The sequence below is a fragment of the Saccharothrix luteola genome, from assembly GCF_020859565.1.
Lineage (GTDB): Bacteria > Actinomycetota > Actinomycetes > Mycobacteriales > Pseudonocardiaceae > Actinosynnema > Actinosynnema luteola.
Genome location: NZ_JAJHUO010000007.1, coordinates 211,445 through 235,136, shown reverse-complemented (window position 1 = coordinate 235,136; position 23,692 = coordinate 211,445). Strand labels below are relative to the sequence as shown.

General features: G+C 68.4%; 20 protein-coding genes, 1 tRNA gene and 2 pseudogenes. 8 read left to right on the top strand and 15 right to left on the bottom strand.

Going from position 1 to position 23,692, the window contains the following annotated elements; all coding sequences use genetic code 11:
• Positions 1 to 116: 116 nt before the first annotated feature.
• Complete coding sequence (locus tag LNK82_RS12350) at positions 117 to 773, bottom strand: hypothetical protein (RefSeq protein WP_230567088.1); 657 nt, start codon at positions 771 to 773, stop codon at positions 117 to 119.
• A 159-nt stretch (positions 774 to 932) separates the two neighbouring features.
• Between LNK82_RS12350 and LNK82_RS12345 the strand changes: the two genes are divergently transcribed.
• Positions 933 to 2,996 carry a S9 family peptidase gene (locus LNK82_RS12345; RefSeq protein WP_230567087.1) on the top strand — a complete coding sequence of 688 codons (2,064 nt, stop codon included), beginning with the start codon at positions 933 to 935 and terminating at the stop codon, positions 2,994 to 2,996.
• Positions 2,997 to 3,140: 144 nt separating this feature from the next.
• Here LNK82_RS12345 and LNK82_RS12340 read toward each other — a convergent pair whose 3' ends face one another.
• The 4 genes from LNK82_RS12340 to LNK82_RS12325 form a co-directional block, all read right to left on the bottom strand.
• Positions 3,141 to 3,983, bottom strand: a complete 843-nt coding sequence (locus LNK82_RS12340) for a spermidine synthase (RefSeq protein ID WP_230567086.1) — start codon at positions 3,981 to 3,983, stop codon at positions 3,141 to 3,143.
• Positions 3,980 to 4,393: an adenosylmethionine decarboxylase gene (speD, locus tag LNK82_RS12335; protein WP_053722047.1), complete on the bottom strand. Its 414-nt coding sequence runs from the start codon at positions 4,391 to 4,393 to the stop codon at positions 3,980 to 3,982. The genes LNK82_RS12340 and speD overlap by 4 nt, the downstream gene beginning before the upstream one ends.
• A gap of 55 nt (positions 4,394 to 4,448) precedes the next feature.
• The gene (locus tag LNK82_RS12330; protein WP_230567085.1) at positions 4,449 to 5,633 is read right to left on the bottom strand and encodes a type III PLP-dependent enzyme; all 1,185 of its coding nucleotides are present in this window, start codon (positions 5,631 to 5,633) and stop codon (positions 4,449 to 4,451) included.
• A gap of 98 nt (positions 5,634 to 5,731) precedes the next feature.
• Positions 5,732 to 6,946 carry a metallophosphoesterase gene (locus LNK82_RS12325; protein WP_230567084.1) on the bottom strand — a complete coding sequence of 405 codons (1,215 nt, stop codon included), beginning with the start codon at positions 6,944 to 6,946 and terminating at the stop codon, positions 5,732 to 5,734.
• A 118-nt stretch (positions 6,947 to 7,064) separates the two neighbouring features.
• On the opposite strand from LNK82_RS12325, the gene LNK82_RS12320 reads away from it, so the two are divergent.
• The 3 genes from LNK82_RS12320 to pabB all read left to right on the top strand — a co-directional run bounded on the left by LNK82_RS12320 (position 7,065) and on the right by pabB (position 10,664).
• Positions 7,065 to 7,568, top strand: coding sequence for a SigE family RNA polymerase sigma factor (locus tag LNK82_RS12320; RefSeq protein WP_230567083.1), 504 nt, complete (start codon positions 7,065 to 7,067; stop codon positions 7,566 to 7,568).
• Complete coding sequence (locus LNK82_RS12315; RefSeq protein ID WP_230567082.1) at positions 7,565 to 8,509, top strand: hypothetical protein; 945 nt, start codon at positions 7,565 to 7,567, stop codon at positions 8,507 to 8,509. The genes LNK82_RS12320 and LNK82_RS12315 overlap by 4 nt, the downstream gene beginning before the upstream one ends.
• A 139-nt stretch (positions 8,510 to 8,648) precedes the next feature.
• Complete coding sequence (pabB, locus tag LNK82_RS12310; protein WP_230567081.1) at positions 8,649 to 10,664, top strand: aminodeoxychorismate synthase component I; 2,016 nt, start codon at positions 8,649 to 8,651, stop codon at positions 10,662 to 10,664.
• Positions 10,665 to 10,729: 65 nt separating this feature from the next.
• Here pabB and LNK82_RS12305 read toward each other — a convergent pair whose 3' ends face one another.
• Positions 10,730 to 11,071 (bottom strand): histone-like nucleoid-structuring protein Lsr2, encoded by a 342-nt coding sequence (locus tag LNK82_RS12305; RefSeq protein ID WP_015104119.1) that lies wholly within the window; start codon positions 11,069 to 11,071, stop codon positions 10,730 to 10,732.
• A gap of 273 nt (positions 11,072 to 11,344) precedes the next feature.
• Between LNK82_RS12305 and LNK82_RS12300 the strand changes: the two genes are divergently transcribed.
• Together LNK82_RS12300 and LNK82_RS12295 are read left to right on the top strand one after the other, a co-directional pair.
• Positions 11,345 to 11,626 (top strand): metal-sensitive transcriptional regulator, encoded by a 282-nt coding sequence (locus tag LNK82_RS12300; RefSeq protein WP_053722042.1) that lies wholly within the window; start codon positions 11,345 to 11,347, stop codon positions 11,624 to 11,626.
• Positions 11,627 to 11,694: 68 nt separating this feature from the next.
• A tRNA-Leu gene (locus LNK82_RS12295) sits at positions 11,695 to 11,768 on the top strand.
• A gap of 639 nt (positions 11,769 to 12,407) precedes the next feature.
• On the opposite strand, the pseudogene LNK82_RS48260 reads toward LNK82_RS12295, so the two are convergent.
• Positions 12,408 to 13,394, bottom strand: a pseudogene (locus LNK82_RS48260) (recombinase family protein); the annotation flags it as partial.
• A gap of 257 nt (positions 13,395 to 13,651) precedes the next feature.
• A complete protein-coding gene (locus LNK82_RS12280) occupies positions 13,652 to 13,828 on the bottom strand; it encodes a hypothetical protein (RefSeq protein WP_230567078.1) in 177 nt (58 codons plus the stop codon).
• 735 nt (positions 13,829 to 14,563) lie between these two features.
• On the opposite strand from LNK82_RS12280, the gene LNK82_RS12275 reads away from it, so the two are divergent.
• Positions 14,564 to 14,869: a transposase gene (locus LNK82_RS12275; RefSeq protein WP_230567077.1), complete on the top strand. Its 306-nt coding sequence runs from the start codon at positions 14,564 to 14,566 to the stop codon at positions 14,867 to 14,869.
• 279 nt (positions 14,870 to 15,148) lie between these two features.
• Here the strand turns inward: LNK82_RS12275 and LNK82_RS12270 are convergent, their stop codons facing one another.
• Together LNK82_RS12270 and LNK82_RS12265 are read right to left on the bottom strand one after the other, a co-directional pair.
• Positions 15,149 to 16,825, bottom strand: a complete 1,677-nt coding sequence (locus LNK82_RS12270) for a hypothetical protein (protein WP_230567076.1) — start codon at positions 16,823 to 16,825, stop codon at positions 15,149 to 15,151.
• A gap of 197 nt (positions 16,826 to 17,022) precedes the next feature.
• Positions 17,023 to 17,391 carry an alpha-L-rhamnosidase C-terminal domain-containing protein gene (locus LNK82_RS12265; protein WP_230567075.1) on the bottom strand — a complete coding sequence of 123 codons (369 nt, stop codon included), beginning with the start codon at positions 17,389 to 17,391 and terminating at the stop codon, positions 17,023 to 17,025.
• Between the two features lie 648 nt (positions 17,392 to 18,039).
• On the opposite strand from LNK82_RS12265, the gene LNK82_RS12260 reads away from it, so the two are divergent.
• Positions 18,040 to 18,708, top strand: coding sequence for a hypothetical protein (locus LNK82_RS12260; protein ID WP_230567074.1), 669 nt, complete (start codon positions 18,040 to 18,042; stop codon positions 18,706 to 18,708).
• A 485-nt stretch (positions 18,709 to 19,193) separates the two neighbouring features.
• Here LNK82_RS12260 and LNK82_RS12255 read toward each other — a convergent pair.
• The 5 genes and pseudogenes from LNK82_RS12255 to LNK82_RS12235 form a co-directional block, all read right to left on the bottom strand.
• Positions 19,194 to 20,064: pseudogene (locus LNK82_RS12255) on the bottom strand (IS110 family RNA-guided transposase); the annotation flags it as partial.
• A 97-nt stretch (positions 20,065 to 20,161) separates the two neighbouring features.
• Entirely contained in the window at positions 20,162 to 20,371 is a 210-nt protein-coding gene (locus LNK82_RS12250) for a DUF8686 domain-containing protein (protein WP_230567073.1), read from the bottom strand.
• 394 nt (positions 20,372 to 20,765) lie between these two features.
• Positions 20,766 to 21,353 (bottom strand): 3'-5' exonuclease, encoded by a 588-nt coding sequence (locus tag LNK82_RS12245; protein WP_230567072.1) that lies wholly within the window; start codon positions 21,351 to 21,353, stop codon positions 20,766 to 20,768.
• On the bottom strand, positions 21,254 to 22,468 hold the full coding sequence (locus tag LNK82_RS12240; protein ID WP_230567071.1) for a UvrD-helicase domain-containing protein: 1,215 nt from the start codon (positions 22,466 to 22,468) through the stop codon (positions 21,254 to 21,256). The genes LNK82_RS12245 and LNK82_RS12240 overlap by 100 nt, the downstream gene beginning before the upstream one ends.
• Complete coding sequence (locus LNK82_RS12235; RefSeq protein WP_372470474.1) at positions 22,458 to 23,687, bottom strand: ATP-dependent nuclease; 1,230 nt, start codon at positions 23,685 to 23,687, stop codon at positions 22,458 to 22,460. The genes LNK82_RS12240 and LNK82_RS12235 overlap by 11 nt, the downstream gene beginning before the upstream one ends.
• Positions 23,688 to 23,692: the final 5 nt, after the last annotated feature.

The window sequence follows — 23,692 nt, the reverse complement described above, 5'->3', positions numbered from 1 at the left end:
ACCCCGACGACCGCTCGTCCGGCGGCCCGCTGCACGACGCCCTGATCCCCCGGCCAACCCCAGCCGGGGGATCAGGGCATTCCACAGTGGACTGCTCACCGGGTCGGACGGCGGAACTAGGCGGCGGGCGGCGTCACCCCCGGCGGCAGGCACTCGACGTTGCGCTTGCCGTTCGGCTGCACGACGAACCACGTGCCGCCCACGCCCTGGCCCTTCCACTGGCCGGGCGCCTCGTCCTTCGCGTAGGTGTAGAGCGGCCAGCCGTCGAGCGTCACCTGGTCGGTGCCGTCGGCCCGCTTCACGGTCGACACGAGCGCCGGGTCGACGCCCTGCAGCTGCGGCGTGCCGTTGGACAGCACGGGAGGCCACGTCACGGCGCACTGACCCTCGCAGTTGGACTTGGCCGGGTCCGGCGTGTCCTTGTCGAACCGGTACAGCGTGCGGCCGTCGCCGTCCTGCACGACCTCACCCATCTTGGGCACGCTCTTGCCGACCAACGTGACCTGCGGGTCGGACGGCGCGGGCGCGGCCTGGCCCTCCGGCGCGTCGGCGGCGGGCTCCCCCTCTTCGACGGGCGCCGCCTCTTCGCTGGTCGGAGGGGTCAAGGGCTCCTGAACGTCGCCGTAGTCGCCCTGGGCCGCGGCGCCGACCTGCTCGGTCTGCGCGACCGTCCTGCCCTGCAGGCCGGTGGCGTTGGAAGTCCACATGACCAGCGCGAGCACGGCGGCCATGCCACCCGCGACGGCGATGGCGATGCGGTTTCGTCGGATCACACTCACTCCTCCTTGGTCCGTCAATCGCTCCACCCACGACTACGGCTCGTCCGCCGGCGCGGTTCAGCCCGCCTCGACGACGGGGACCAAGACAGGGGTCGCGCACCGCCACCGCCGCATCGCCTGACCGCCGGCCGGCCGGGGACATAGGGTGTCCGGGTGGGCAACGAGATCTCCTTCCCGCGCCAGCACGCGCGCACCCAGCGGTTCACCCTCGGCGCACCCCGGACGTTCACCGCGTCGCCGGACGGCACGAAGGTGTACTTCCTCCGCACCGCCACGGCCACGAGCCGGGCGAACGGCCTGTGGGCGTTCGACACCGCGACCCGGTCCGAGACGCTGCTGGCCGACCCCGGCGTCCTGCTGACCGACCCCGAGGACCTGTCCCCGCAGGAGCGGGCCCGCCGTGAGCGCACCCGCGAGTCGGCCGCCGGGATCGTCGGCTACGCCACCGACAGCGACGCGCGGCAGGCGGTGTTCGCGTTGTCCGGCAGGCTCTTCGTGGTCGAGCTCGCCACCGCCGCGGTCCGCGAGCTGCCGGTCGCGGGCCCGGTGATCGACCCCCGGCTGGACCCGACCGGCCGGAAGGTCGGCTACGTGGCCGAAGGCGCGCTGCACGTGGTGGACCTGGAGTCCGGCGCGGACCGCGTGGTGGCGTCGCCGGACGGCCCGGACGTGACGTGGGGCCTGGCGGAGTTCATCGCGGCCGAGGAGATGGGCCGCTACCGGGGCTACTGGTTCTCCCCGGACGGCGAGCACGTGCTGGCGGCCAGGGTGGACAACGCGCCCGTGCCGCGCTGGCACATCGCCGACCCGGCGAACCCGGGCACGCCCGCCGCCGAGATCGCCTACCCGGCCGCCGGTGAGGCCAACGCCGTGGTGGAGCTGGCCGTCCTCGGTGCCGGCCGGACCGACGTGACGTGGGACCGCGAGGCGTTCCCGTACGTCAACACGGTGTCGTGGACCCGGCACGGCAAGCCGCTGGTGCAGGTCCAGTCACGCGACCAGCGCCGCGTCGTGGTGCTCGCGGTCGACGTGGAGACCGGCGCCACCGACGTGGTCGCCGACGACACCGACCCGCACTGGCTGGAGATCGTGCCGGGCGCCCCGCGCTGGACCCCGGACGGCGAACTGCTGCGCGTGCTGCCGATCGGCGACGCGAACCGGCTCGTCGTGGGCGACCGGCCGTGGACGCCGGACGGCTTCCAGGTCCGCGCGGTGCTCGACGTGGCCGAGGACGGCGTGCTGGTCACCGCGTCCACCGACGACCCGACCCAGACGCACGTCTTCCTGGTCGCCGCCGACCGGATCACCCGACTGTCCACTGAGGACGGTGTGCACGGCGCGACGCGCGGGGGCGGCGTGCTGGTGCTGTCCCGTTCGTCGATGGACCACTTCGGGCCCGAGGTCACGGTGTCGACCGGTGGTGAGATCGGCACGTTCGCCGAAACCCCCGTGCTGACACCGGAAGTGCGGCTGCTGACCGTCGGCGAGCGCGACCTGAGGGCGGCGCTGCTGTTCCCGCGCGGCCACGTGCCGGGCACGAAGCTGCCGGTCCTGCTCGACCCGTACGGCGGTCCGCACGCGCAGCGCGTGGTGTCGGCGCGCAACGCCTACCTGGCCTCGCAGTGGTTGGCCGACCAGGGTTTCGCGGTCCTCGTCGTGGACGGTCGCGGCACGCCCGGCCGTGGACCCGCGTGGGAGCGGGAGATCGCGTTCGACTTCGCCGGGGCCACCCTGGAGGACCAGGTGGACGCGCTGCACGCGGTCGCGAAGGGCGAGCCGGACCTCGACCTGACCAGGGTGGGCATCCGGGGCTGGTCCTACGGCGGCTACCTGGCGGCGCTGGCCGTGCTGCGCCGGCCGGACGTGTTCCACGCGGGCATCGCGGGCGCGCCGGTCACCGACTGGCGGCTCTACGACACCCACTACACCGAGCGCTACCTCGGCCACCCGGCCGAGAAGCCGGAGGTGTACGACGCCAACTCGCTCATCGCCGACGCGCCGCGGCTGGAGCGCCCGCTGATGATCGTGCACGGCCTGGCGGACGACAACGTGGTGGCCGCGCACACCCTGCGCCTGTCCTCGGCGCTGCTGGCCGCCGGCCGCCCGCACACCGTGCTGCCGCTGTCCGGCGTGACCCACATGACCCCGCAGGAACAGGTGGCCGAGAACCTGCTCCTGCTCCAGGTCGACTTCCTCCACCGCTCACTGACCCACTAGCGCGAGAGTCCTACGCCCAGCGCGCGAGAGTCCTACGTTCAGCGCACCCGAGTTCAACGTTCGGCATACCGGTTGGTCGGTCGAATGGTGAACTCAGGGCACGTGAACGTAGGACTCTCGCGGCGTGAACGTAGGACTCTCGGGTCAGGCCAGGGAGTGGCGGACCTGGTAGGGCGGGATCGAGTTGCCCACCAGCGCCAGGTCGTCGATCGACTCCGGCTGGTAGCCGCACCCGGGCAGCCGCTCGACCATCAGCGCGGTCGGGTCGGCCACCTCGTCGGCGCGCCCGAACAGGTACGCCCACTCGTGCTCGTCCGAGCCGTAGTACGCGACCGTGCCGAACACCTCGTTGAACCGCTCCCACATGCGGATCAACGTGGTGTTGCGCCACATCGTCTGGCAGCCCGCCTGCGACACCACGACACCGCCGGGCGTGAGCAGCGCCTTGCACATCGCCAGGAACTCGGCGCCGTACAAGCGGTTGTGCTGCGCCTCCTCCTCGCGCTCGTCCGGCAGGTCCACCAGGACGATGTCGTAGCGCTCCGACGTCGTCCGGATGTACTCGTAGCCGTCGATGTAGCGGACGTGGACCGGGCCCTCGCCCTTCTCCGCCAACGCGAGCTCGTCGAGCGTGTACCCGTAGGGCAGGTGCTCGGCGCACAGCCGCACGGCCTGCGCGTCGATGTCGATGTGGTCGACCACCGAAGCGCCGGCGGCCACCGCCATCTGGCACACCACGCCCTCCGACGACCCGATGACCAGCACCCGGTCGACGCGGTCGGCCAGCAGCAGCGCCGGGACCATCAGCGCCTCGTGGTAGGTCAGCTGGCTGAACTCGGTGCTCTGCCGGTCGTCGTCGCAGAACAGCGACAACCCCTGGGACGTGCGGGCGATCACCAGGTGCTGGAACTCGGTCCGGGTGTCGACCACCACCTCGTCGACGTCCCAGTGCCTGGTCATACCGGCCGCGAGCGGTTCGCGGATCAAGACGCCTTCTCCTCACCGACGAGCGCGGGGACGCGGTGTCCCCGGCTGATCATGTCCGTCCGTGCCGACGCAGCTCCCAGCGCTTCGGCCAGCAACTGCACCGCGAGCGCGGGTTTGGCGCGCGTGCCGCAGGTGAACACGTCCACGAACACGGCCCCGACCTCGGGGTACGTGTGGATGGACGCGTGCGACTCCGACAACAGGGCCAGCACGGTGACCCCTTGCGGCTCGAACTGCTTGGAGACCACCTCCAACACCGTGGCATCAGCCTGGGTGAGCGCTTCACCGAGCGCGTGTCGCAGGAACCGCTCGTCGTCGAGCAGTTCCGGGCTCACGCCTTCGAGCTCGGCGAGCACGTGCTGTCCTGCGAACAAGCCAACCGGCTCGGCTTCGCACGGGAGTTCGGACATCAATCACTCCAAACATCTTCAGGAGGGGCGGTGCAGCGGACAGTCGGGGGCGCGCTCATCGCACGCAGTGGGTGGCCAACGGCGGGAAGCCGTTGAACGCCACCGACGAGTAGCTGGCCGTGTAGGCGCCCGCGCCGAGCAGGTCGACGTGGTCGCCCGCGCGCAGTTCCAACGGCAGCTCGTAGCACGTGTTCTGGTACAGCACGTCGTCCGCGTCGCACGTGGGACCGGCCAGCACGACCGGACCGACGGGCGCCCCGGTCTGCGGCACGCCGTCACGGCTGGTGGCCAACGGGTACGCGATGGCCTCGCCCTCGGTCTCGGCGAGGCCGCCGTAGCGGCCGATGTCGAGGAAGACCCAGCGCCGTTCGTCCGAATAGGACTTCCGGGACACCAGCACCACTTCGGAGCGGATCACACCGGACTCCGCCACGATAGCGCGTCCCGGCTCGATCATCACCTCGGGAGCGAAGGCGCCGAAGTGACGGGAGATCGACGCGGTGATGGCCGCGGCGTACTCGGCCAGCGGCGGCGGCTGCGCCAGGTAGCCCGCGGGCAGACCGCCGCCCAGGTTGACCGTGGTCGGCGAGAGCCCTTCGGCGCGCAGCTTCCCGATGATGACGGCGGCGTCGGCGATCGCGCCGTCCCAGCCGTTCGGGTCGAGTTGCTGCGACCCGGCGTGGAAGGCCACGCCGAGCGGAACGAGTCCGAGCTCGGCGGCCAACCGCAGGAGATCCGTCGCCATCTCGGGCGAACAGCCGAACTTCTTGCCGAACGGGTAGGTGGAACCGTTGCTGTCGACCAAGATCCGCAGCAGCACGGACGCGCTGGGCGCGTGCTCGGCCAGCGCGCGCACGTCCTGTTCGCTGTCGGACACGAAGAGTCGGACACCGCGTCCGTACGCGTAGGCGATGTCGCGCGCCTTCTTGATCGGGTTGCTGTAGGAGACGGCCTCCGGCGCGGCGCCGCGCGCCAGGCACAGGTCGATCTCGGCGGGGCTGGCGACGTCGAAGCTCGAACCCTCGGCGGCCAGCAGCTCGACCACGTCGGGCGTCGGGTTCGCCTTGACCGCGTAGAAGATCCCCACCCGCGGCAGGGCCGCGCGGATCGCCGCGAACCGGTCGCGCACCGTCGGCAGGTCGATGACGAGGCAGGGGGTGTCGGGGCGGTCGTGGTCCAGGAAACGACGAATACGAGCCATTGCCTCGGGAAGCCGTTCGTCGGCAAAGCTCGTCGTCATCTCGCTAGGGGTCCCCCTTCGCGACCGTGATCAGGCACGGTCCGACCGTGTTCGGGCACGGCGGTCCACTCTAGGTGGTGAAGGCGAAAAAAGCGCTATCAGCCGGCGAACTTGTGACGCAGCTCCACGACGGAGATGTCCGGCGGCGCGCCGACGCGCACCGGAGGACCCCAGAACCCGGCCCCGTTGGTGGTGTAGACCTGCGTGCCGTCGACGGTCTCCAGCCCGCTGCGCACCGGCTGCTGCAAGCCCACCGCGAGGTGGAACGGGAACATCTGCCCGCCGTGCGTGTGCCCGGACAGCTGCAGGTCCACCCCGTGCTTGGCGGCCTCGCGGACCGCCACCGGCTGGTGCGCCATCAGCACGACCGGCGTGGACGTGTCGCGGCCGTCCAGCGCGCGGGCGTAGTCGGGACCGTCCTGGACGTTCACGCCGGTGACGTCGTTGACGCCCGCGAGGTCGAACGACGCGCCGGCCCGCTCGATCCGCAGCCGCTCGTTGCGCAGGGGGTTCACCCCGAGCCGCTCCAGTTCCGCCACCCACGGCTCGACGCCCGAGTAGTACTCGTGGTTGCCGGTGACGAAGAAGCTGCCGTGCGTGCTCACGAGGTCGCGCAGCGGAGCCGCCGCCTCGCCCAGCTCGGCCACCGTGCCGTCGACGAGGTCGCCGACGACGGCGACCAGGTCCACCTGCTGCTCGTTGATCATGCGCACGATCCGCTCGGTGTGCTCGCGGCCGAGCAGCGGCCCGAGGTGGATGTCGCTCACCACCGCGATCCGGTAGCCGGACAGCCGCTGGTCGAGCTTGCCCAGCGTCACCGGCACCCGCTTGACCACGGGGTCGCCCAGCGCCTGCGTGGTCCCGTAGCCGACGACGCCCGCCGTGGCCACGCCGCCCGCGACGGCGAGCGACCGGGCGATGAACAGCCGTCGGCCCGGGTCGGCCGGCTGCTCCCCGAGCGTCGGCCCGGGCGCCTCGACCTCCGCGGTGGGCGCGCCGACCGCGACCGGCGCCCCGTGCTCGCGCATCGCGCGGTTCAGCACCAGCCGGGGGATCTCCAGCACGACCAGGATCACCGCGAAGTAGAACGCGCACGCCAGCCAGATGAACCCCGGCCACGCCAGGACCACGGCGAACCCCGACCCGCCGATCCCGGCCACCGACAACGCCGTCATCACCAGCACGTAGAGGAAGAGCACGACCCAGGTGCCGGTCCGACGGCCCCGCCCGGGTCGGGTCGTGGCCCGCACGGCACGTGTCCAGATGTAGTAGTGGAACACGCCCATCACGACCGCGAACAGCACGAAGAACATCAAGGCGGGGCCTCCCCAGTGGTGGTGAGTCCAGTTTCCACGAATCTCGGGGCGGGCATGCAACCCCGCGGCCGCCCGTGAGCGTGATTACCTCGTACCGCAGTACGGGGGAGGACAGATGAGTGATCGGGACGCCGCGTTCGCCGAGTACTTCGCGGCGCGGTCCGAGGCCATGCGCGGCACGGCGTACCTGCTGTGCGGCGACTGGCACCGTGCGGAGGACCTGGTCCAGGCCACGTTCGCCAAGCTCTACGTGGCGTGGCGGCGGATCAACCGGCACGAGGCACTCGACGCGTACACCCGGCAGACCCTCGTCCGGACGTTCGTGTCCGAACTGCGCCGGGGCTGGTTCCGCAAGGAACGGGTGAGCGAGACGACCGTCGACGCGGCGGCCGTCGCGCGCGGCTCGGCGGAGGACCGGCTGGTGCTGCTGGCGGCACTGGCCCAGGTGCCGCCCAGGCAACGCGCCGTGCTCGTGCTGCGGTACTGGGAAGACCTGTCGGTCGAGGAGACCGCCAGGGCGTTGGACTGCTCCGAAGGAACGGTGAAGAGCCAGGCCGCGCGGGGGCTGCAGACGCTGCGCGGCCTGATCACCCCCCAGCAGGGAGAAAAGGTGCGATGAACGAGCACGAGCTGAAGAGCGCGTTGCAGGAAGTGATGGTGGCGAGCAGCCCGCCGCCGCCCATGAGCCCGGAGGTCGCGCTGGACCGCGGTCGACGTGCCCAGCGCCGCAGGCAGGCCACGTGGGGCGGCGCGGTCGCGGGTCTCGCGGTGGTGGCCATCGCGGTCGGCGCCGTGCTGCTGCCGACCCTGACCGGGGACGGTGGCGGCGTCGTCCAGGTGGCGGGAGGGCAGCCGTCGGAGTCCGGACCGCGCGTCACCCCGACCGACCGGCCGCCGTCGGGGGCGCCGTCGGCGACCGTGCTGCCGCCCAGCGACCCGCCGTCGCAGGCGAGCGGGTCCAAGACGCAGTGGCCGGACGGGCAGGGCGACCGGACCGCGACCAGCGGACCGCGCGCGGACAAGGGCGCCGGGGTGCTGAACGGCCTGGCCTCGTCGTTGCCGCCCGGCGTGAAGGCCGAGGACCGGACCCGGATCGGCTTCGCCGAGTACGGGCCGATGACCCTGCACCAGGCGCAGTTCGTCGAGCACGCGGGCGACCTGCAGGTCTGGGAGTACTGGGCGCACACGCCGGTCGTGATCACGGGGGAGGCGGGTGTGGGCGAGCTGAGCGTCGAGGTCGAGACCAAGGGCAACACGCGGCTCGGCGACCTCGTCGGGTGCGAGGCGGCGACCAGGTACCCGTACCCGGTCGAGGGCGGGACGTGCGAGCTGGTCGACGTCGGCGGCAAGAAGGTCGGCGTGGTCACCGGGGCCGTCGCGGACGCCGACCGCAACACGATGGACGCCGCGGCGTTCTACCGGCACCCGGACGGCACGCTGGTGACCGTCGCGTACTCGAGCGAGTACCGGGAGTCCGGTCACCCGGCGCTGTCCCGGCCGGCGTTGACGGGCGCGCAGCTCGCGGCGATCGCGGCGGACCCGAAGTTCCACCTGGACTGAGCCACCGCCGGGGACGAGGAGGCCGGGCGGCACGCGCGCCCGGCCTCTTCGGCGTCCCGGGTCGGTCGCCGGTGTCGTCGACCTCCCTCGTCCGGGGGTACTCCATCCGGGTGTTCGTGCAGGTACCGTGCTGTTTGCCATGCGGACGCTGCTCATCGACAACCACGACTCGTTCACGTTCAACCTCTTCCAGTACCTGGCCGAGGTGAACGGGCGCGAACCGGTCGTCATCACCAACGACGACCCGCGGTTCCGGCTGTCCGACCTGCGGCGGTTCGACAACGTGGTGATCTCGCCCGGACCGGGCCGGCCGCAGCGCGCCGCCGACTTCGGCCTGTGCAGCGCGGTGGTCGAGCACGCCGACATCCCCCTTCTGGGTGTCTGCCTGGGGCATCAGGGGCTGTGCCTCGCGCACGGTGCGTCCGTGGGCTTGGTCACGCCGCGGCACGGCGTGGTCGACCACGTTCGGCACACCGGGGTGGACGTGTTCGCCGGCCTGCCGTCGCCGCTGCCCGTCGTGCGCTACCACTCGCTGGCCGTGTCGGACCTGCCGCCGTCGCTGGAGCCGATCGCCTGGGCGTCGTCCGACGACGTGCTGATGGGGGTGCGGCACCGGTCGCGGCCCGCCTGGGGCGTGCAGTTCCACCCCGAGTCGGTGTGCACGTCGCACGGCCACCAGCTGCTGGCCAACTTCCGCGACCTGACCGACGCCGCCGCGGTCGTGCCCGTGCTACCCGCGCATCCCGCTCGGCCCCGTGAGGCGGCCCGTGAGGTGCTCGTGCGACGGGTTGACGTGCACCCTTCGCCCGAGGACGTCCACGCGGCCCTCTACGGGACGTCGCACGACGCGTTCTGGCTCGACAGCAGCCTCACGGGGGAGCGGGGCCGGTTCTCCGTGATGGGTGACGCGTCCGGGCCGCTGGCGCGCGTGGCGACGTACGACGTGTGGACCGGCGAGGTCACGGTGGACGGGGTGACGCGTCCCGGGCCGTTCTTCGACTGGCTGGAGGCCGACCTGGCGGCGTGGCGGGTGGCGCCGCCGGACGTGCCGTTCGAGTTCGCGCTCGGCTGGGTGGGCTACCTCGGGTACGAGCTGAAGGCGGAATGCGGCGGTGCGGCGGCGCACCGTTCGGAGCAACCCGACGCGGCATTCGTGTTCGCCGACCGGGCGCTGGTTTTCGACCACGAATCCCGGTGCGTCTACCTGTTGGCGTTGTCCGACGAGGACGGGTGGTTGGGCCGAACGGCCGATTTCCTGCGTCGGTTCACCGCGCCGCCCGCGCCCGCGCCGCGCCCGGCCCGCGCCGACTCGGTGCAGCCGAGACACGGCCGCTCGCACTACTTGAAGCTGGTGGCGGCTTGTCAGGAGGCCATCACGGCGGGCGAGTCCTACGAGGTGTGCTTGACGAACACGGTGACGTGGCGCGGGCCGCTCGACCCGTGGGACGCCTACCGGTTCCTGCGTGCGGAAAGCCCCGCGCCGTTCGGGGCGTTGCTCCGTTTCGGTGCGCTCTCCGTGCTCAGCACTTCACCCGAGCGGTTCATCCGGGTCGACCGACAGGGTGTCGTCGAATCCGAGCCAATCAAGGGCACGCGCCCCCGCGGGGCGACCGCCGCCGAGGACGAGGCTTTGCGCAGGGCCTTGGCTACCAGCGCGAAGGACCGCGCCGAGAACCTCATGATCGTGGACTTGGTCCGCAATGATCTGGGCCATTGCGCGGAAGTCGGCAGCGTCGAGGTGCCCAGGATCTTCGAGGTGGAGAGCTACGCGACAGTGCACCAGCTCGTCAGCACCGTTCGGGCCCGTCTGCGTTCCGGTAGTTCCGCCGCGCGGGTGGTTAGGGCGGCGTTCCCCGGCGGGTCCATGACCGGCGCGCCCAAGATCCGGACAATGCAGATCATCGACGGGCTGGAAGCCGGGCCCAGGGGTGTCTACTCCGGGGCGCTCGGTTACTTCTCACTCTCCGGAACGGCCGACTTCAGCATCGTCATCAGGACGCTGGTGGTGGACCGCGACAAGGTGAGTTTCGGGGTGGGGGGCGCGGTCATCGCGCTGTCCGACCCCGCGGAGGAATTCGAGGAGACCGCGGTCAAGGCGACGGCCCTGCTCAGGCTGGCCGGGGTGGAGTTCCCGGGGCGCCCTTCCCTGCCCTGAGGGTCCCTGACCTGCCGTTTTCCCCTGCGGTTGGCGTAGTCCACCGCAGGGGAAAACGACGTGACTCAGGAAGCGTGGGCTTCCTGGAACTGCACGACCAGACCCTGGGGAATGCGGCCCCGGTCGGAGATCTGGTGGCCCTGCGCGCGAGCCCAGTCCCGAATGGCCTGGGCCTGCGCCTTGTCACCAGCCTTTACCGTGCTCTTGCCGGTGCCCTTGCGCTGCTTGCGGCCACCTGCGCGGCGCGCCTTGGCGACGAAGTCGGCCAGGGACTCGCGGAGCTTGTCCGCATTGTCCTTGGAGAGGTCGATGGAGTACTCCACACCGTCCAGCGCGAAGGTCACGGTCTCGGCGGCTTCGCTGCCGTCGAGGTCGTCGATGAGTTGGACGACGGTCTGCTGTGCCACTGTTCCTCCGTGTGTGCTCGCATAGCGCGTGCTGCCCTCGACTAGTTCTGCGCCACACGCTTAGGTCGACACCATAGTGCACGAGAGGAATATCGCCTAACCTTTCGCGGTGAAAATGTGAGTGATGCCCCCGGACGGGTCATTTCGCGACACAAACCGCACGGAGCCGAAATGTGCGGCCCGCCGGCCGTCACCCCGTGGTGCCGGTCACACCCGGTCGAGTGGCCTATCCTGGACCCGGATACCCGCCCAGGGTAGGGAAGGTCGGGAGCGATGCTCGGTTACACGGCGGACAAGGACGCGTACCTCAAGCGATTGCGCCGCATCGAGGGGCAGGTCCGCGGCCTCCAGCGGATGGTCGAGAACGACGAGTACTGCATCGACGTGCTGACCCAGATCTCCGCCGCGACGAAGGCGTTGCAGGCGGTCTCCTTGGGTCTGCTCGACGAGCACCTGAAGCACTGCGTGGCGCAGGCCGTGGCCGAGGGGGGCGAGGTGGCGGAGGAGAAGATCGCCGAAGCCTCCGCCGCGATCACCCGCCTGGTCCGCTCCTGACCCGCACCCGCCCGGCCGCCACCCCGGACGGCGGCCGGGCGAACTGATCGAGTACAGTGCTCCCGCCGGCCCCCGTAGCCCAATCGGCAGAGGCAGCGGACTCAAAATCCGTCCAGTGTGCGTTCGAGTCGCACCGGGGGCACGTACAGGAAGCACACAGGCCGTCACCTGCGGTTTTGGTGCAGTTGTCCACAGGGTCCAACGGGTCGTCGTCCAGGGCGGCGGCCAGCGTGGCCAGTTGAGACGCGTCGTCGCCGGGCAAAACCAGCTTCAGGGTCGCTTCGTTGGTCTTGTAGTGGACCGTGATCGACAGCTGGGTCAGGGTGAACAGCCGGTCCAGCAATTCGGCCGGGGCCCGGTGCAGATTCACCTTCAGGTGCGGCAGCGCCTCGATCAGCTCGACGCTGTCGATGCCGGGGTGCTGCGGTTGCTGTTGTCGGGCCTTCTCCAGCGCGTTGAGGGTGGCCAGCAGTGTCCGGCGTTCGGTCTCCAGGTCGTTGTAGCGCCGGCGCAGGCCGTTGGTGAACGGGTCGCGCGGGTCGCTGTCCTCGGCTTGGCGCAGGACGTTGTCCTGCTTGCGCACCGTGTCCGCGAGGTTCTTCTGGAGCCGTTGCCGCTCCTCTTCCGACTCCCGGCGGGCGCTGTCGTCGACCGTGGCGAGGTCGGCGAGGAAGAGTTCGCGTCGTTGTGGGCCGAACACCCGTTCGGAGTACAGGCGGTTGACCGCTGTGATGAGCAGGTCTTCGCGCATGTAGACGGTGGGTGGGTGGTCGGCGTGCTTGTCGGGGCGACCCCGGTTGTTGTTGGCGGGGTGGCAGCGGTAGTAGGTGGTGTTGTGGCGGGGGTTGCCGATCATGCGGCGTCCGCAGTCGCACAGCACCCGGCCGCGGAACAGGTAGGTTCGGGTGGCCCGGGGGTCCTTCCGCTGTCCGGCACCGTCACGTGAACCCCGCTTGGCGTCGCTGGTGGTGTTGAGCTCGTCGAACATCCACTTCGGGATCAGTGGTTCGTGTGCTGGCTCGCTCGACCAGACCCACAACTGCGGCGGGTTGGCCTTGTTACGCCCACCGCGGCTGCGACGGGCACGTCGGTTGTAGACCTGGTAGCCGGTGTACTTCGGGTTCTTCAGCAGCTCCGCGACACTGGACTTCGACCAGGCGTTGCGTGCGCGCAACCCGCCGGGTGGTGTCGGTGGCGGGTAGCGGTCGGGGTGCTGGTTGAGACGTTCGGCGATGGTGTCGTAGCCGAGTTGCTCGTGGTGGCGCCACTTCGCGATCAGGGTGACGGTCTCGGCGCGGATCCCGTCGGGTTCGAGGCGGGTCTTGGTGACGCCCTTCTCCGCCTTCGTGGGATTCGGATGGCGCAGCGTCTTGGCCTTGTACCCGTAGGGCGGCTTGCCGATGTTGTAGCCCTCGCGCACGTGGGTGCAGGTGCCGCCCCAGGACAGCTCCAGCATGTTGAGCACTTCGTACTCGGCCACGGACTGGTTGATCCGCCGTTGCAGGATTTGCTGCGCGCGGCCGCCGGTGAGGACGATCGGTTCGTTGGAGGCGAACACCGGCACGTCGGCGCGTTCCAGTTCCCGTTCCACCGAGAGGGTCTCGTACATCTTGCGCGCGAGACGCGACATCGACTCGCAGATCACCACGTCGAACCGTCGTCCCGGCTCCTTGACCTCGGCCAGGAGATCGGCGATGCCGCCGTCGCGCGCGATCGGGATGTCGAACTTGTCGTATCCGGTCTTGCGGCCCCGGTCCTCCAGTTCCATCCGGCCGGACTCGACGTCGTAGAAGTGGCACACGATCACCCACGATGCTGGCAACGCCACCTTCGACCGTTCGAGCTGTCGCAGCAGCGATTGCCGTGGATCCTGGTGCTCCTGGGTCGAGGTCCGGCCAACCCAGGCGACCCGAACTTCCTTCGCCTGCAGGGCCAACGGCATGCCGAACGGGGACACCGCCAGGTCACTCAACCCGCTGCCGGGTCGGTGGGGGTCGACGATGTGTGAGGGCGGTTCTCGGTCGCTCACGCCGCCGGCCCCTCTACGACGTCGCCGGACGCGGAGGCCGCGTCGGCGAGTGCCCACAGCAGAAGGTCGCGGACAGCGGTGGCGATTTCCTGACGCACCCAGTCGGCATCCGTGCCGGTGATCGGATCGATCTCGGTGGAGAAGACCCAGCCGCCGGTCGACTGGCGATCCATGCGGGAGAGGTGTCGTGGAGAAGGACCGGGGTTCCCCGGACCGCGACGGTCATGACGACCGCGTGGGCCACGCCCAGGGTGCCGAGGTTGTTCAGTCGTCATGGCGGACTCCGGACCGTTTCCGGCTGGACGCCAGCGGCTCGGTACCGACGTGCGTGTCCGCCGATCCGACACTGGGCATCGGCCAGCCTGTCCATCCGAAGCGACGGCTACGAAGGCATGCTTCGACCATCTCCCGGGCTCCTCCCGTCGGCCGCGCAGCCCGAGCCAACCCACCGGACGGGCCATCCACCTGTATCCACGCTCGTTTCACCGCCGTGGTCAAGCGCGGTGCCGCTCGCGGCCCACCGGATGTTGTCGTCGGCGGACGCTCTATAACTCCGCGAAACGGTCGGCTAGGGGACACGCCCTGGGGAACTTCTCGAAGAGGATCGCCGCCCTCCCTAGCCGCGTCTGACCACGCGAGCCAAGTCAACGATGTCGGCCTTCCATTGGCGATCGACCCGGATCGGTCGGTCGATCGTCCACCCTGTGGGGTGCGAGAAAGTCGGCTACGTAGTCTGACCTGCGGTTAGGTCGTGTTTCAAAGCTGAGTGATGGGCGGCGTGTCGGTGGCCGGAACGTGACGAGGTCTCCGGTAAGTGGGTTAACGACCAAGAAAACCCGTGACACCGGAGACCTCGTGGCCGGCGTAGCGGCAGCGGGCGGGCCGACCTGACCGACGCGCAGTGGGCGGTGCTGCAACCGCTGCTGCCCGTCGGGCGCAGACCTGGTCGTCCGCCCAAGTGGAGCAAGCGGCAACTCGTCGACGGCATCAGGTGGCGGACGCGGGTCGGCTCCCCGTGGCGCGACATTCCGCCCGTGTACGGCCCCTGGCAGACCGTGTACGGGATTGTTCCGACGCCGGCAACGTGCCGGGGTGTGGCAGGCGATCCGGACCGCGTTGCAGGCTCGTGCCGATGCCGACGGGCTGATCGTGTGGGACGTGTCGGTGGATTCCACGATCACGCGGGCGCACCAGCACGCGGCGGGTGCGCGTGAAAGGGGGATCTCCAGGTCGAGCCGCCCGACACCGACACGGGTGGGACAGAGCCGGACGATCACGGGTTGGGGCGGTCGAGGGGCGGGTGGACCAGCAAGCTGGACCTGGCCTGCGAGCGGCGCCGACGACCGTTGTCGCTGCTGGTCACCGCCGGGCAGCGGGGCGACAGCCCGCAGTTCACGGCGGTGATCGAGGGCATCCGAGTGCCTCGGCCCGACGGAGGCCGTCCACGCACCCGCCCCGACCGGGTTCTGGCCGACAAGGCCTACAGCTCCAAGCTAGCCGTTCAAGGCGAAAACGCCAGTCAGCCTGTGAACCAGGCGACGCACTTCGAGCACCAACTCCAGGATGGGTGTCTGGATGTTGTCGTTCGCGTACTCGGCATCGCACTTCGAGAGCAGGACGGGCCAGAGGAACTGGGCCAGGCCGACCTTGTCTTCCTTGACACGCATCCGACCAAGCGGCACCTTGATGTCGTCGTGCGCAACCCGTGCCGTCATGAGCTGCGATCGCAGATCTTGCTCCCATGTCGGCGAGCTGACCAGCGGGTTGTGCTGCTTCAATGCCAGGGCGGTTACTGCAGGCACAAGTTCGTCGTCCGTGAAGTTCGCGAGTTCATACTTGTCGTCACCCCAGACTTGGACGTGGACCAAATGGTCCAGTTCTTCCTGGCTGATTCTGGCGTCTTGGTACTCCACTTCTTCCCTGATCGCGTCCTGCAGTTTGCGTCGAACATCGTCTCGGTCGGCCTGAGTCGCGAAGTCGTTCTCGGGGTCCATCGCGATTAGCAACGCCGTCAGCGACGCGTCGAGCAGCCACCCGTTGTCGAGTTTGCGGCCGACGCGCGGTGTGACACCGTATCTTGCGATCAGATGAGCGTTGATCTTCGAACCCTTTGTCCGTTGGACGCGGACGTCTTGAGGTTGGGTCAGGCCGAACTCGGCGAGTAGTCGTGGGACGTGGTAAAGCTCGGTCTCTCCTTCCACCAGCAGGATGACCTTGGGATGTGGCGACAAGCCCAGTTCGGCGAGCGCCCGTTCCAAGGTGGGCGCGTCCACATGCCTCGGCGTCAGCCGGTCGTGTTGGCTAGTCCACCACGATGAGCCGGTCAGGTCTGGGAGCGGATCGAGAACTCCCTCCGCCGCGAGATCTTCGTGAGCGCGAAGCAGAACCTCTGCAGCGACTCGCCTCCACATCGCGTCCAGAGGCTGCCCCCGTAGCTTCGACCAACCGCTGTAGCTGGCGTATCGGGTCAAAGGCAGCCAACCGCCGAGTGGCTCTCGATGCGCCTGTGCGAGCAGATTGTCCGCTCCGGATTCGAGCGCCGTCATGTCGAAGTCCGCGACCTCTAGAAGGTGTCGCACCTCCGATGTCGCCCGGTATTGTCGAAGTCCTTCTTCGTCCGTACCCATCGGAATGCTGATCCGGCCGAGAATCCCGGGAAGGTATCGCGTCGACAGCGCGGAGAGGACACGCACCAACTTTCGCTCACGAGCGCGCCGCTGGTAGCCCCAGGTGCGCGGAAGGCCGCTCTTGACGGATCGGTACTCACTGAGCGCGTGCCCAACATAGACCAACTGCCAGTGGGAATACACAAACCCGTTCCACCACCTCCGATCATGTTCGTCGGGCTGCCGCGAGTACGGCCAGGCGCTGGAGTAGCCCTCTTCTTCGGAGTCTCGCAGCCGCCCATCGGCCCCGGCTTGAAATGTCCACCCGCGTGCGTTCGGACCATCACGAACCTCGACGTCCAGTTGACGCCCTGAGACGGGGAAGTCGGACACTCGGTAGAAGGGCTTCAGGAGACCGAGGTTGTGGAGGTCTTGGAGAAGGTCCGGCGACAGTTCATGACCACGCTCCTTCGCCCTCGCGATGAAATCGCCAGTCGTGAGCAGGCCGTCCTGGGTGAAGACGTAGGGAATGGTCAGCAGAGCGAGAGCCGCGCCCGGTGTCACCTGGAGATCCTAACGGCAGCCACCCGAAGTCGTGGGTGGCATCACTGGGGTTGTGGATGGGCAGGCGGTTCACGAAGTCCGCTCGTGGGCCGGCGTGAACCGGTAGTCCGGCACACGGTCGCTGGAAGGTTGGTTCGTCGAGCTTCCCGTCGTCCCGGTTCAGCCGTGGCGGCTGGCGGGACCTGTCCCAGCCGTGTTCACGGTGTGGCGCCGGGTGAGTCCGGCCTCAACGTTGGTCCCAGCGTGGGCGACGCCGTGATGGCGTGCGCGTTCTCCGACGTCGCGTCACCGATGTCAACGTGGTCCACGGCCTTGGACTTACCGCGGACGGCGAAGTCGTAGGTGCCGGAGCCGACCTCGAACACTGCCGAGTCGCCGTCCATCCGGAGGTAAGCGGATGCCCGGCGCGGACACCGCCGGCAGGCCGCTCGGGTGACCGCCCGGTGGCCGGCGTTCGGCACGACCACCTCGGCGGTCGTGTTGGTCGGGACGGTGACCTTCAAGGAGAAGCCGTCGGCCGTGCTCCACGCCGAGGACAACCGGCCGTGGTCTGCCCTGGGGGTCAAGGGGTCGCAGGTTCAAACCCTGTCGTCCCGACGGTCTGAAGAAGCCCGCTCGATCTGGATGTTTGCTCAGGTCAGCGGGCTTTTCGCGTGCTGGTGTCGATCTTCATTCGGTCACGAAACGGTAACTTCACGATCTTGGTGAACGCTGTTTAGGAGCGAAATCAGGAGCGGGTCGCTCCAGATCTTTGACCAGCGCCAAATGGGGTCGTCCCAAACGGGTGAATCCGGCCAACCGACGCCAAACGCCACCCGTTGGGGTGAACCGCGTCCACTGTGCGCCGAGCGTCCTGACCGTGCCCTGACCTGCTGATACGGCCGCTCGTTGACCTGAACCGGCGCGATCGGACGCAGGCCGCGGGGGTCTCAGGTACCGAGCGATCGCCGCGGTGGCCCCAGCGCCGCGTTGCAGCGGCGCACTACGGCACATCGGCCCGTTCGACTGCCACGTCGGAGCACCCCGGTGTCGCCCGTGGACGACGTCCATGCCACCGCCGAATGGGCAGGGGTGCAGCCTGACGAATGGCTGCGCAGGTTCGAATCCCCGGCAGGGGACTTCACAGACCCACTCACGCCTGACCAGCGGTTTCTTACCGGACGGCTGGTGGTGGAGGGGCGGTTCGAGGTCGATGCCCCTGGTGGTGGTTTCTGATGACTGCCGGGCAGCGCTCGTCCGAGATCGCGGGTGAGGTCGGTGATCGGCAGGTGGTACGGGCGGTCACGGTGATCATCGGTGTGGTCGTCGGGTTGACCTTCGTGTTCGGCTTCGGGAACGTGTTGAGCTTGGCGCTGGGGTTGGGCGTGCCAATCTGGGTCGCGCCGCTGGTGGCGCCTGCGGTCGATCTGTCGGTGCTCGCCCTGCTGCTTGCAAGTCGTCACCTGGCGATGTGCGGGGCGAGCCGGGAACAGCTCCAGCCCGCTCGACGGCTCCTGATCTTCTCCAGTCTGGTGACGTTGGCGCTGAACGTCGCCGACCCCTTGGTCGCCGGGCGGTTCGGCAAGGCCGCCTTCGACGCTGTCGGGCCGCTGTTGCTGATCGGTTGGGCCAAGGTCGGACCGGGTCTGTTGCGGGCGGTGAACGGGCCGGCGGCCGGCGGCCGGGTTGATGGGGTGGTCGAGGTCGTCGCGTCGGACGACGTGGTGGTGTCGGATGCGGCGGATGACCTCCTGCATCGGGCCCGGGTGGAGGATGTCCGTCACTGGGAGTCGCACCGCCGTCCGATCTCGGCTGAGACGCTGCGCAGGTGTCTTTGGATCGGCGCGCGACGCGCCCGGCGGTTGGTCGAGGTGGTGAGGTCCGAACGCGCCGATACCGGCTGAACGGAAGAACGGTCGGTTTGAGCCACCTCCACGGCCACCCCTCCTGGGCGAAGGCCACACCAGCTTGCCCCACTCGTCGATGTCGCTCGAACCATCGCTCGCTCGTGGAAGACCCCGGCTCGCTGCTACCGCGGAAGGCCGGTGTTGCACCACCCCGCTCGCGCAGGGAAGACGCCGCCTGCCCGATCGCGGATCACCCCCATTCGCGCGGGGACCACGAGGAGAGTTCGTGCAGATCATCAGCGAGGAGGGACCGCTCAGCTCGAGTGGGAAAGACTGCTTGGCGAAGCTGCACTTCACCGCCTACCGGGGACCACCCCGCTCGCGCGGGGAAGACTGATGTACCCGCGACCAGTGGCGGATGGTCGCAGGATCACCCCCGCTCGCGCGGGGAAGACGAGTGGGAGCACGACGGCCGCGAGAAGGGCCAGGGACCCCGCTCGCGCGGGTAGGAATCTGAATGACCATGAAGCGGTGGTGGTGGTCGAAGGGTGGATAGGTGTGAAGGTTCGTCCGTCGCGTAGCAGTGCCCAGAGTACGTCGACCAGGCGGCGGGCGAGGGCGAGCAGGGCTTGGGTGTGGTCGAGTCGTTCGCTGCGCTTGCGGTCGTAGTAGATCCGCGAGGGCCCTGGAGTTTGGGGCTGGACAGGGCGGCCATGTAGAACACTGCGGCGCAGTTCACGGTTGTAGCGCTTGGGGCGTCGGAGGTTTCCGGTGACGTGGCGGGAGTCCTGGGCGACCGGGGACAGGGCTGGCGTAGGAGGCCAGGTGGCCGGCGTTGGGAAACTCGGCCAGGTGGCCGCCGGTGGCGACGACGAACTCCGCGCCGAGGGTCGGGCCGAGGCCGGGAAGGGACTCGATGATCTCCGCGTGCGGGTGTTGCCGGAACTGGCTGGTGATCAGCTTGTCGGTATCTTTGATCCGCCGGTCCAGGTCCAGCAGGTGGGCGGCCTGGCGGGCGATGAGGGTGGCGGTGGTGGCCTCGCCGGGCAGCCGGACGGTCTGGGCCGCTGCGGCGGCGTGCGCGGTGGCGGCCATGGCGGGGATGCCCTTGGGCCAGGCGCCGTGCTGGCGCAGGAACTCGGCGATACCGACTTCGCCCGCGGTGCGGATCGCGTCGGCGGTCTGGAACCCGGTCACCAGCACCAGTGCGCTGCGGGTGGAGAGTCGAACGCCCGCTCCAGAGTGGGGAAACACGCTGGTGAGCAGGTCACGCAGCCGGTTCACGCCGCGCACCCAGCCGGCCATGAGGTCTGCGCGGTAAGTGGTGAGCCGGGTGAGTTCGACGACAAGGTCGTCGGTGCCGGCCACCGGCGACAGGTCGGTGCGCATCCGGGCGGTCTCGGCGATCACCCGCGTCCTCGCTTCCACCGACAGAACGTCGTGTCACCGCACCTCGCGGCCGCGGACCGTAGCCAGACGGCCCGCAGTCGGTCAGTCGACCGATACCCGGTCAGCGTTGCGCAGCCACGAGATCGAGGCGACGACCATGCACCCGGTGGTGATCAGCAGTGCAGAAGAAGACGATGAAGCCGGTGAGCGTGCCCACGGGCGGGGTGTTGGGCATGGAGTTGCGGATACCGGGAACCGCGAACAGCAGTGCGGCCAGGGATGCGAGCGTGGGGAAGCCGACCTTCCTCAGCGAGACGGCTCGGGTGATCATGCCGCGGCCAAGTTCTGTTCTTCGGTCGCGTCGCGTGCGGGAACAACGACTGCCTCGCGGACCGTCGGTGCACTGAGAAGGCATCGAAGTCCGCATCCGATCGCCGAGCGTGTGGTCTGGTTCTCAACTGCGGGCCCGTGGTGCCAAAGCAAGGCCACACGAGCGAACGACTCTGGCGCGCCAGAAGCCGGTACCAACCGTTGCCATCGACCACGGGCGCGGACGACCGCCAAAGCCCTGGGTCGGCGATCCTGAACGCCAGATCATCCCGCGCGCCCCATCCTCGACTTGACAAGCTGGGCATCTTCACCGAACAGCACCGCAGCGGCGTGGTCGATGACCGTCAGGTACTCACCGACGGCGATCGTCTCGTGTTGCTCCGCGACGTGGAGTGCTATCCGCCTGTCAGCGAGACGGCATTCCATGGTCGTACGAAGACGACCACGTGTCGTGCGCGTGTGATCGCGACACGGAGCAAACGTCGGTTTGCCTGCACACGCTTGTTGTCCCAGGCTGCGTCGAGCAGCCGGGCACCATGTTCACCCTCGGCGATGATGACGGCGTCAAACTCCTTTCCTTTGGACTTGTGCATACTCATCAGGCTGACTGGCACTGGATCTTGCTGAGACGCTTCCAGCGTCTCGTTGGACAGCACACGTTGAACGGCCGCAGCAGCGTCGACGTAGGCTGCCTGGCCGTCCCATGCGTCAAGCAGTGCCCACGCCAGGGCATCCGTGGCCTTCAGCAGGCGTAGTAGCCGGACCTTGTCGAAGAGCTCCCTCAGTTCGGCTGAGCCCTGAAGCACGGCGCGAGCTGTCTGCCAGTCGCCGACTGGGTCACCGGCGAGTTCGATGCCGTTGTCGAAGGCAGCGATGACCAGTTTTACTGTCTTGGAGCGGACCGTGTTGCCCGACTCGAACGAGGCGATCGCTCGCTCGATCGTTTGGATCTTGCTTCGCGCTCCGGCTGTACCGCCGGACAATTTGACCCGGTAAAGTCGGTGATAGTGCGCAGTGTCGTAAGGATAGCGTCATCGCGGGTGAGGTCGGGCCATTCCATGATCGAGGCGACGACATAGCCAGCCGCCGCAGCGAGGTCGGCGTCCCAGTTGAGTTCGTGGTCTACGGCAGGAACGGTGCCGGTGGAGACTGCGGTGTCCGTGGAGATCACTTCGGAAACCCTGCCGATGAAGGAGTTCGCAGGAGCAAGGACGGCGATCGTCGGCGTTCGACCGAGCTGTTCTTCCAAGTGAGAACGGACGGCGACCAGGAGTTGGTGTGCCAGGACTTCACACGTCATAGGCCAGCGGTAGGTGTACGTTCTGACGTTGTCGGGCACGGGTTGGCTTGTGTCGTTGCGGAGTACCGCGTTGGCGTAGTCGAGCAGCCCACTGCCAGGGCTCCGATGGTTGTCTCCTGAGAGATAGAAGCGACGGGGTTTAAGGTGATCGACTGCTTGTGCCACACGGGTTTCGTCCACGCCCGGAATGTGGTCGAAGATCCTTTGGTCGGGGTCCGCAAGGCAGATGATCGTGGACGTGCCGCTGAGTGCTCGGCCGGCTTTCCACTGATCGGTATCGGTATCCTGGAACTCGTCGACGATGATCACAGGATACGTGTCGCTGTACAAGGCGCGCACTGCGGCACATCGTTCGAGCAGAGTCGCCGCGGTTCCGGCGAGACGATCGAAGACGTAGCGCCCTTCCTCACGCGCGAGCCTGTGCGTTTCCTCGACCCAGTCTCCGTCGAAGTCTGCCTTAAGCAGCCCGACCCGGTCAGGGGTGATGAACGACGAGGGCCTGCCGGTCAGCAGGCGCCCGTGGCTGCGCACTAGGTCCAGGAAGAACGAATGGAACGTCCGAATCTCCAGCCGGTTCCGCATCGCGAGGGTGAAGATACCTCGCATTCGATCCGAGATCTGGCGAACCGCTGCTCGCGAGAAGCTCAGGAAGAGAACGCGCTGCTCCGACTCGAGCGTCTCGACCGTCTCACGGGCTTTCAAGAGCGCGATGGTGGTCTTGCCGCATCCCGGTCCGCCCTCGATAAGTAGATGCCCTTTGACGGCAAGGATGTTCTTCCGCGTCTCGTCAAGATCCATTGAGGTCGGCTCCGTCAGCATCCTCCGGTGGCGCTGATGGAGCCGGCCGCAAGTCGGTATCGATGTGCAGTAGGAAGTTGGCCATCGATGCAGGCAGTTCATCATGATCCGCACACTCGGCGATAAGCAGCGGGGCGTAGCCTTCCGCGCCCTTACGACTCCTCAGCAACTTGAACACGTGATCGCGGACTGCCTCATCATCGACGTTCTCGGGCAATTGACCACAGTCCACGGGATAATCGGATCGTACGGCCATCCTTGAACTGAACCGCCGAAGTACTGCCACCGAGATCTCCGCCGCGAGGAGTTTCTCCACGCCGGCGTGCGGGATGACCTCGTACCTGGTGAAGTCGGCTCCCTTCGCAGCCACGTCGGCTTTGAAGGGTGCAGTCGGCGTGTCGTGGATGCCGTAGACCGGTTTTCCCATCGCTGCGAACACGGGCGCGTACAGCGGGACGGAGGAGTCACCTCCGGCATCAAAGATCGAGACTCCGGCCAGGTCGAGGTGCTGGTAGTCGACGCTGTCGTCTTGGTCGAGGATGTCAGCGACGATGGGGAATGCTGCGGCTTCGGTCGCGCCCTCAACGACGAGTACTGCATGGGCCAGGACGGCTTCGGCGAACTGCCGGCGGTTGTCTCCGTACCTCTTGCGCTTGAAGTCGGCGGGCAAGGTCACGTTCGTACTCGTCATGGCGCCAGCCGCGTCGCGGGAGAGCACGACGATCTGCTCGGGGTCGAATTTCTCGATGATGTACGGCGAGTGTGAGGTGACGATGGCCTGCCCCATGCGTTTGATCACGAAGTCGACGAGTCTTCGTTGCGCGTGCGGCGGAAGGGCGATCTCGGGCTCCTCCATCGCGAAGATGACCGTGTCGTCGCCCTTCAACTCGGCGATGTAGGTCAGCAGCGCGAAGACGAGTAGGTTCAGCGACCCCGTGCTGAGGCGGTTGAACGGGACACCATGAGCACCTGGCTGTGTCGATACGAAAAGCCGTAGGACCTCGCGTAGATGCTCTCGGGTCAGCTCTGATACACGCAGGTCGACGGCGTCAGCGCCGTCGGTCAAGCTGAGGAATCGGTCAACACGCTGCCGTACCTCCGTACGGATCTTGGAGAAGCCCGAATCCTCACTGGCGATGGTGACCGTCTCGACGTCCCGGAGGGCCTTCTCCCAGAGCGACCCGGCCGTACGCGACTCCAGGCGCACGATCGTGTCGATCAGCG

Coding starts and splice junctions, on each gene's coding strand:
- speD (WP_053722047.1), bottom strand. CDS start 4,393: ATGTCCGAACTCCCGTGCGAAGCCGAGCCGGTTGGCTTGTTCGCAGGA.
- LNK82_RS12330 (WP_230567085.1), bottom strand. CDS start 5,633: ATGACGACGAGCTTTGCCGACGAACGGCTTCCCGAGGCAATGGCTCGT.
- LNK82_RS12325 (WP_230567084.1), bottom strand. CDS start 6,946: ATGTTCTTCGTGCTGTTCGCGGTCGTGATGGGCGTGTTCCACTACTAC.
- LNK82_RS12320 (WP_230567083.1), top strand. CDS start 7,065: ATGAGTGATCGGGACGCCGCGTTCGCCGAGTACTTCGCGGCGCGGTCC.
- LNK82_RS12315 (WP_230567082.1), top strand. CDS start 7,565: ATGAACGAGCACGAGCTGAAGAGCGCGTTGCAGGAAGTGATGGTGGCG.
- pabB (WP_230567081.1), top strand. CDS start 8,649: ATGCGGACGCTGCTCATCGACAACCACGACTCGTTCACGTTCAACCTC.
- LNK82_RS12300 (WP_053722042.1), top strand. CDS start 11,345: ATGCTCGGTTACACGGCGGACAAGGACGCGTACCTCAAGCGATTGCGC.
- LNK82_RS12280 (WP_230567078.1), bottom strand. CDS start 13,828: ATGGATCGCCAGTCGACCGGCGGCTGGGTCTTCTCCACCGAGATCGAT.
- LNK82_RS12260 (WP_230567074.1), top strand. CDS start 18,040: ATGACTGCCGGGCAGCGCTCGTCCGAGATCGCGGGTGAGGTCGGTGAT.
- LNK82_RS12250 (WP_230567073.1), bottom strand. CDS start 20,371: ATGATCACCCGAGCCGTCTCGCTGAGGAAGGTCGGCTTCCCCACGCTC.
- LNK82_RS12240 (WP_230567071.1), bottom strand. CDS start 22,468: ATGGATCTTGACGAGACGCGGAAGAACATCCTTGCCGTCAAAGGGCAT.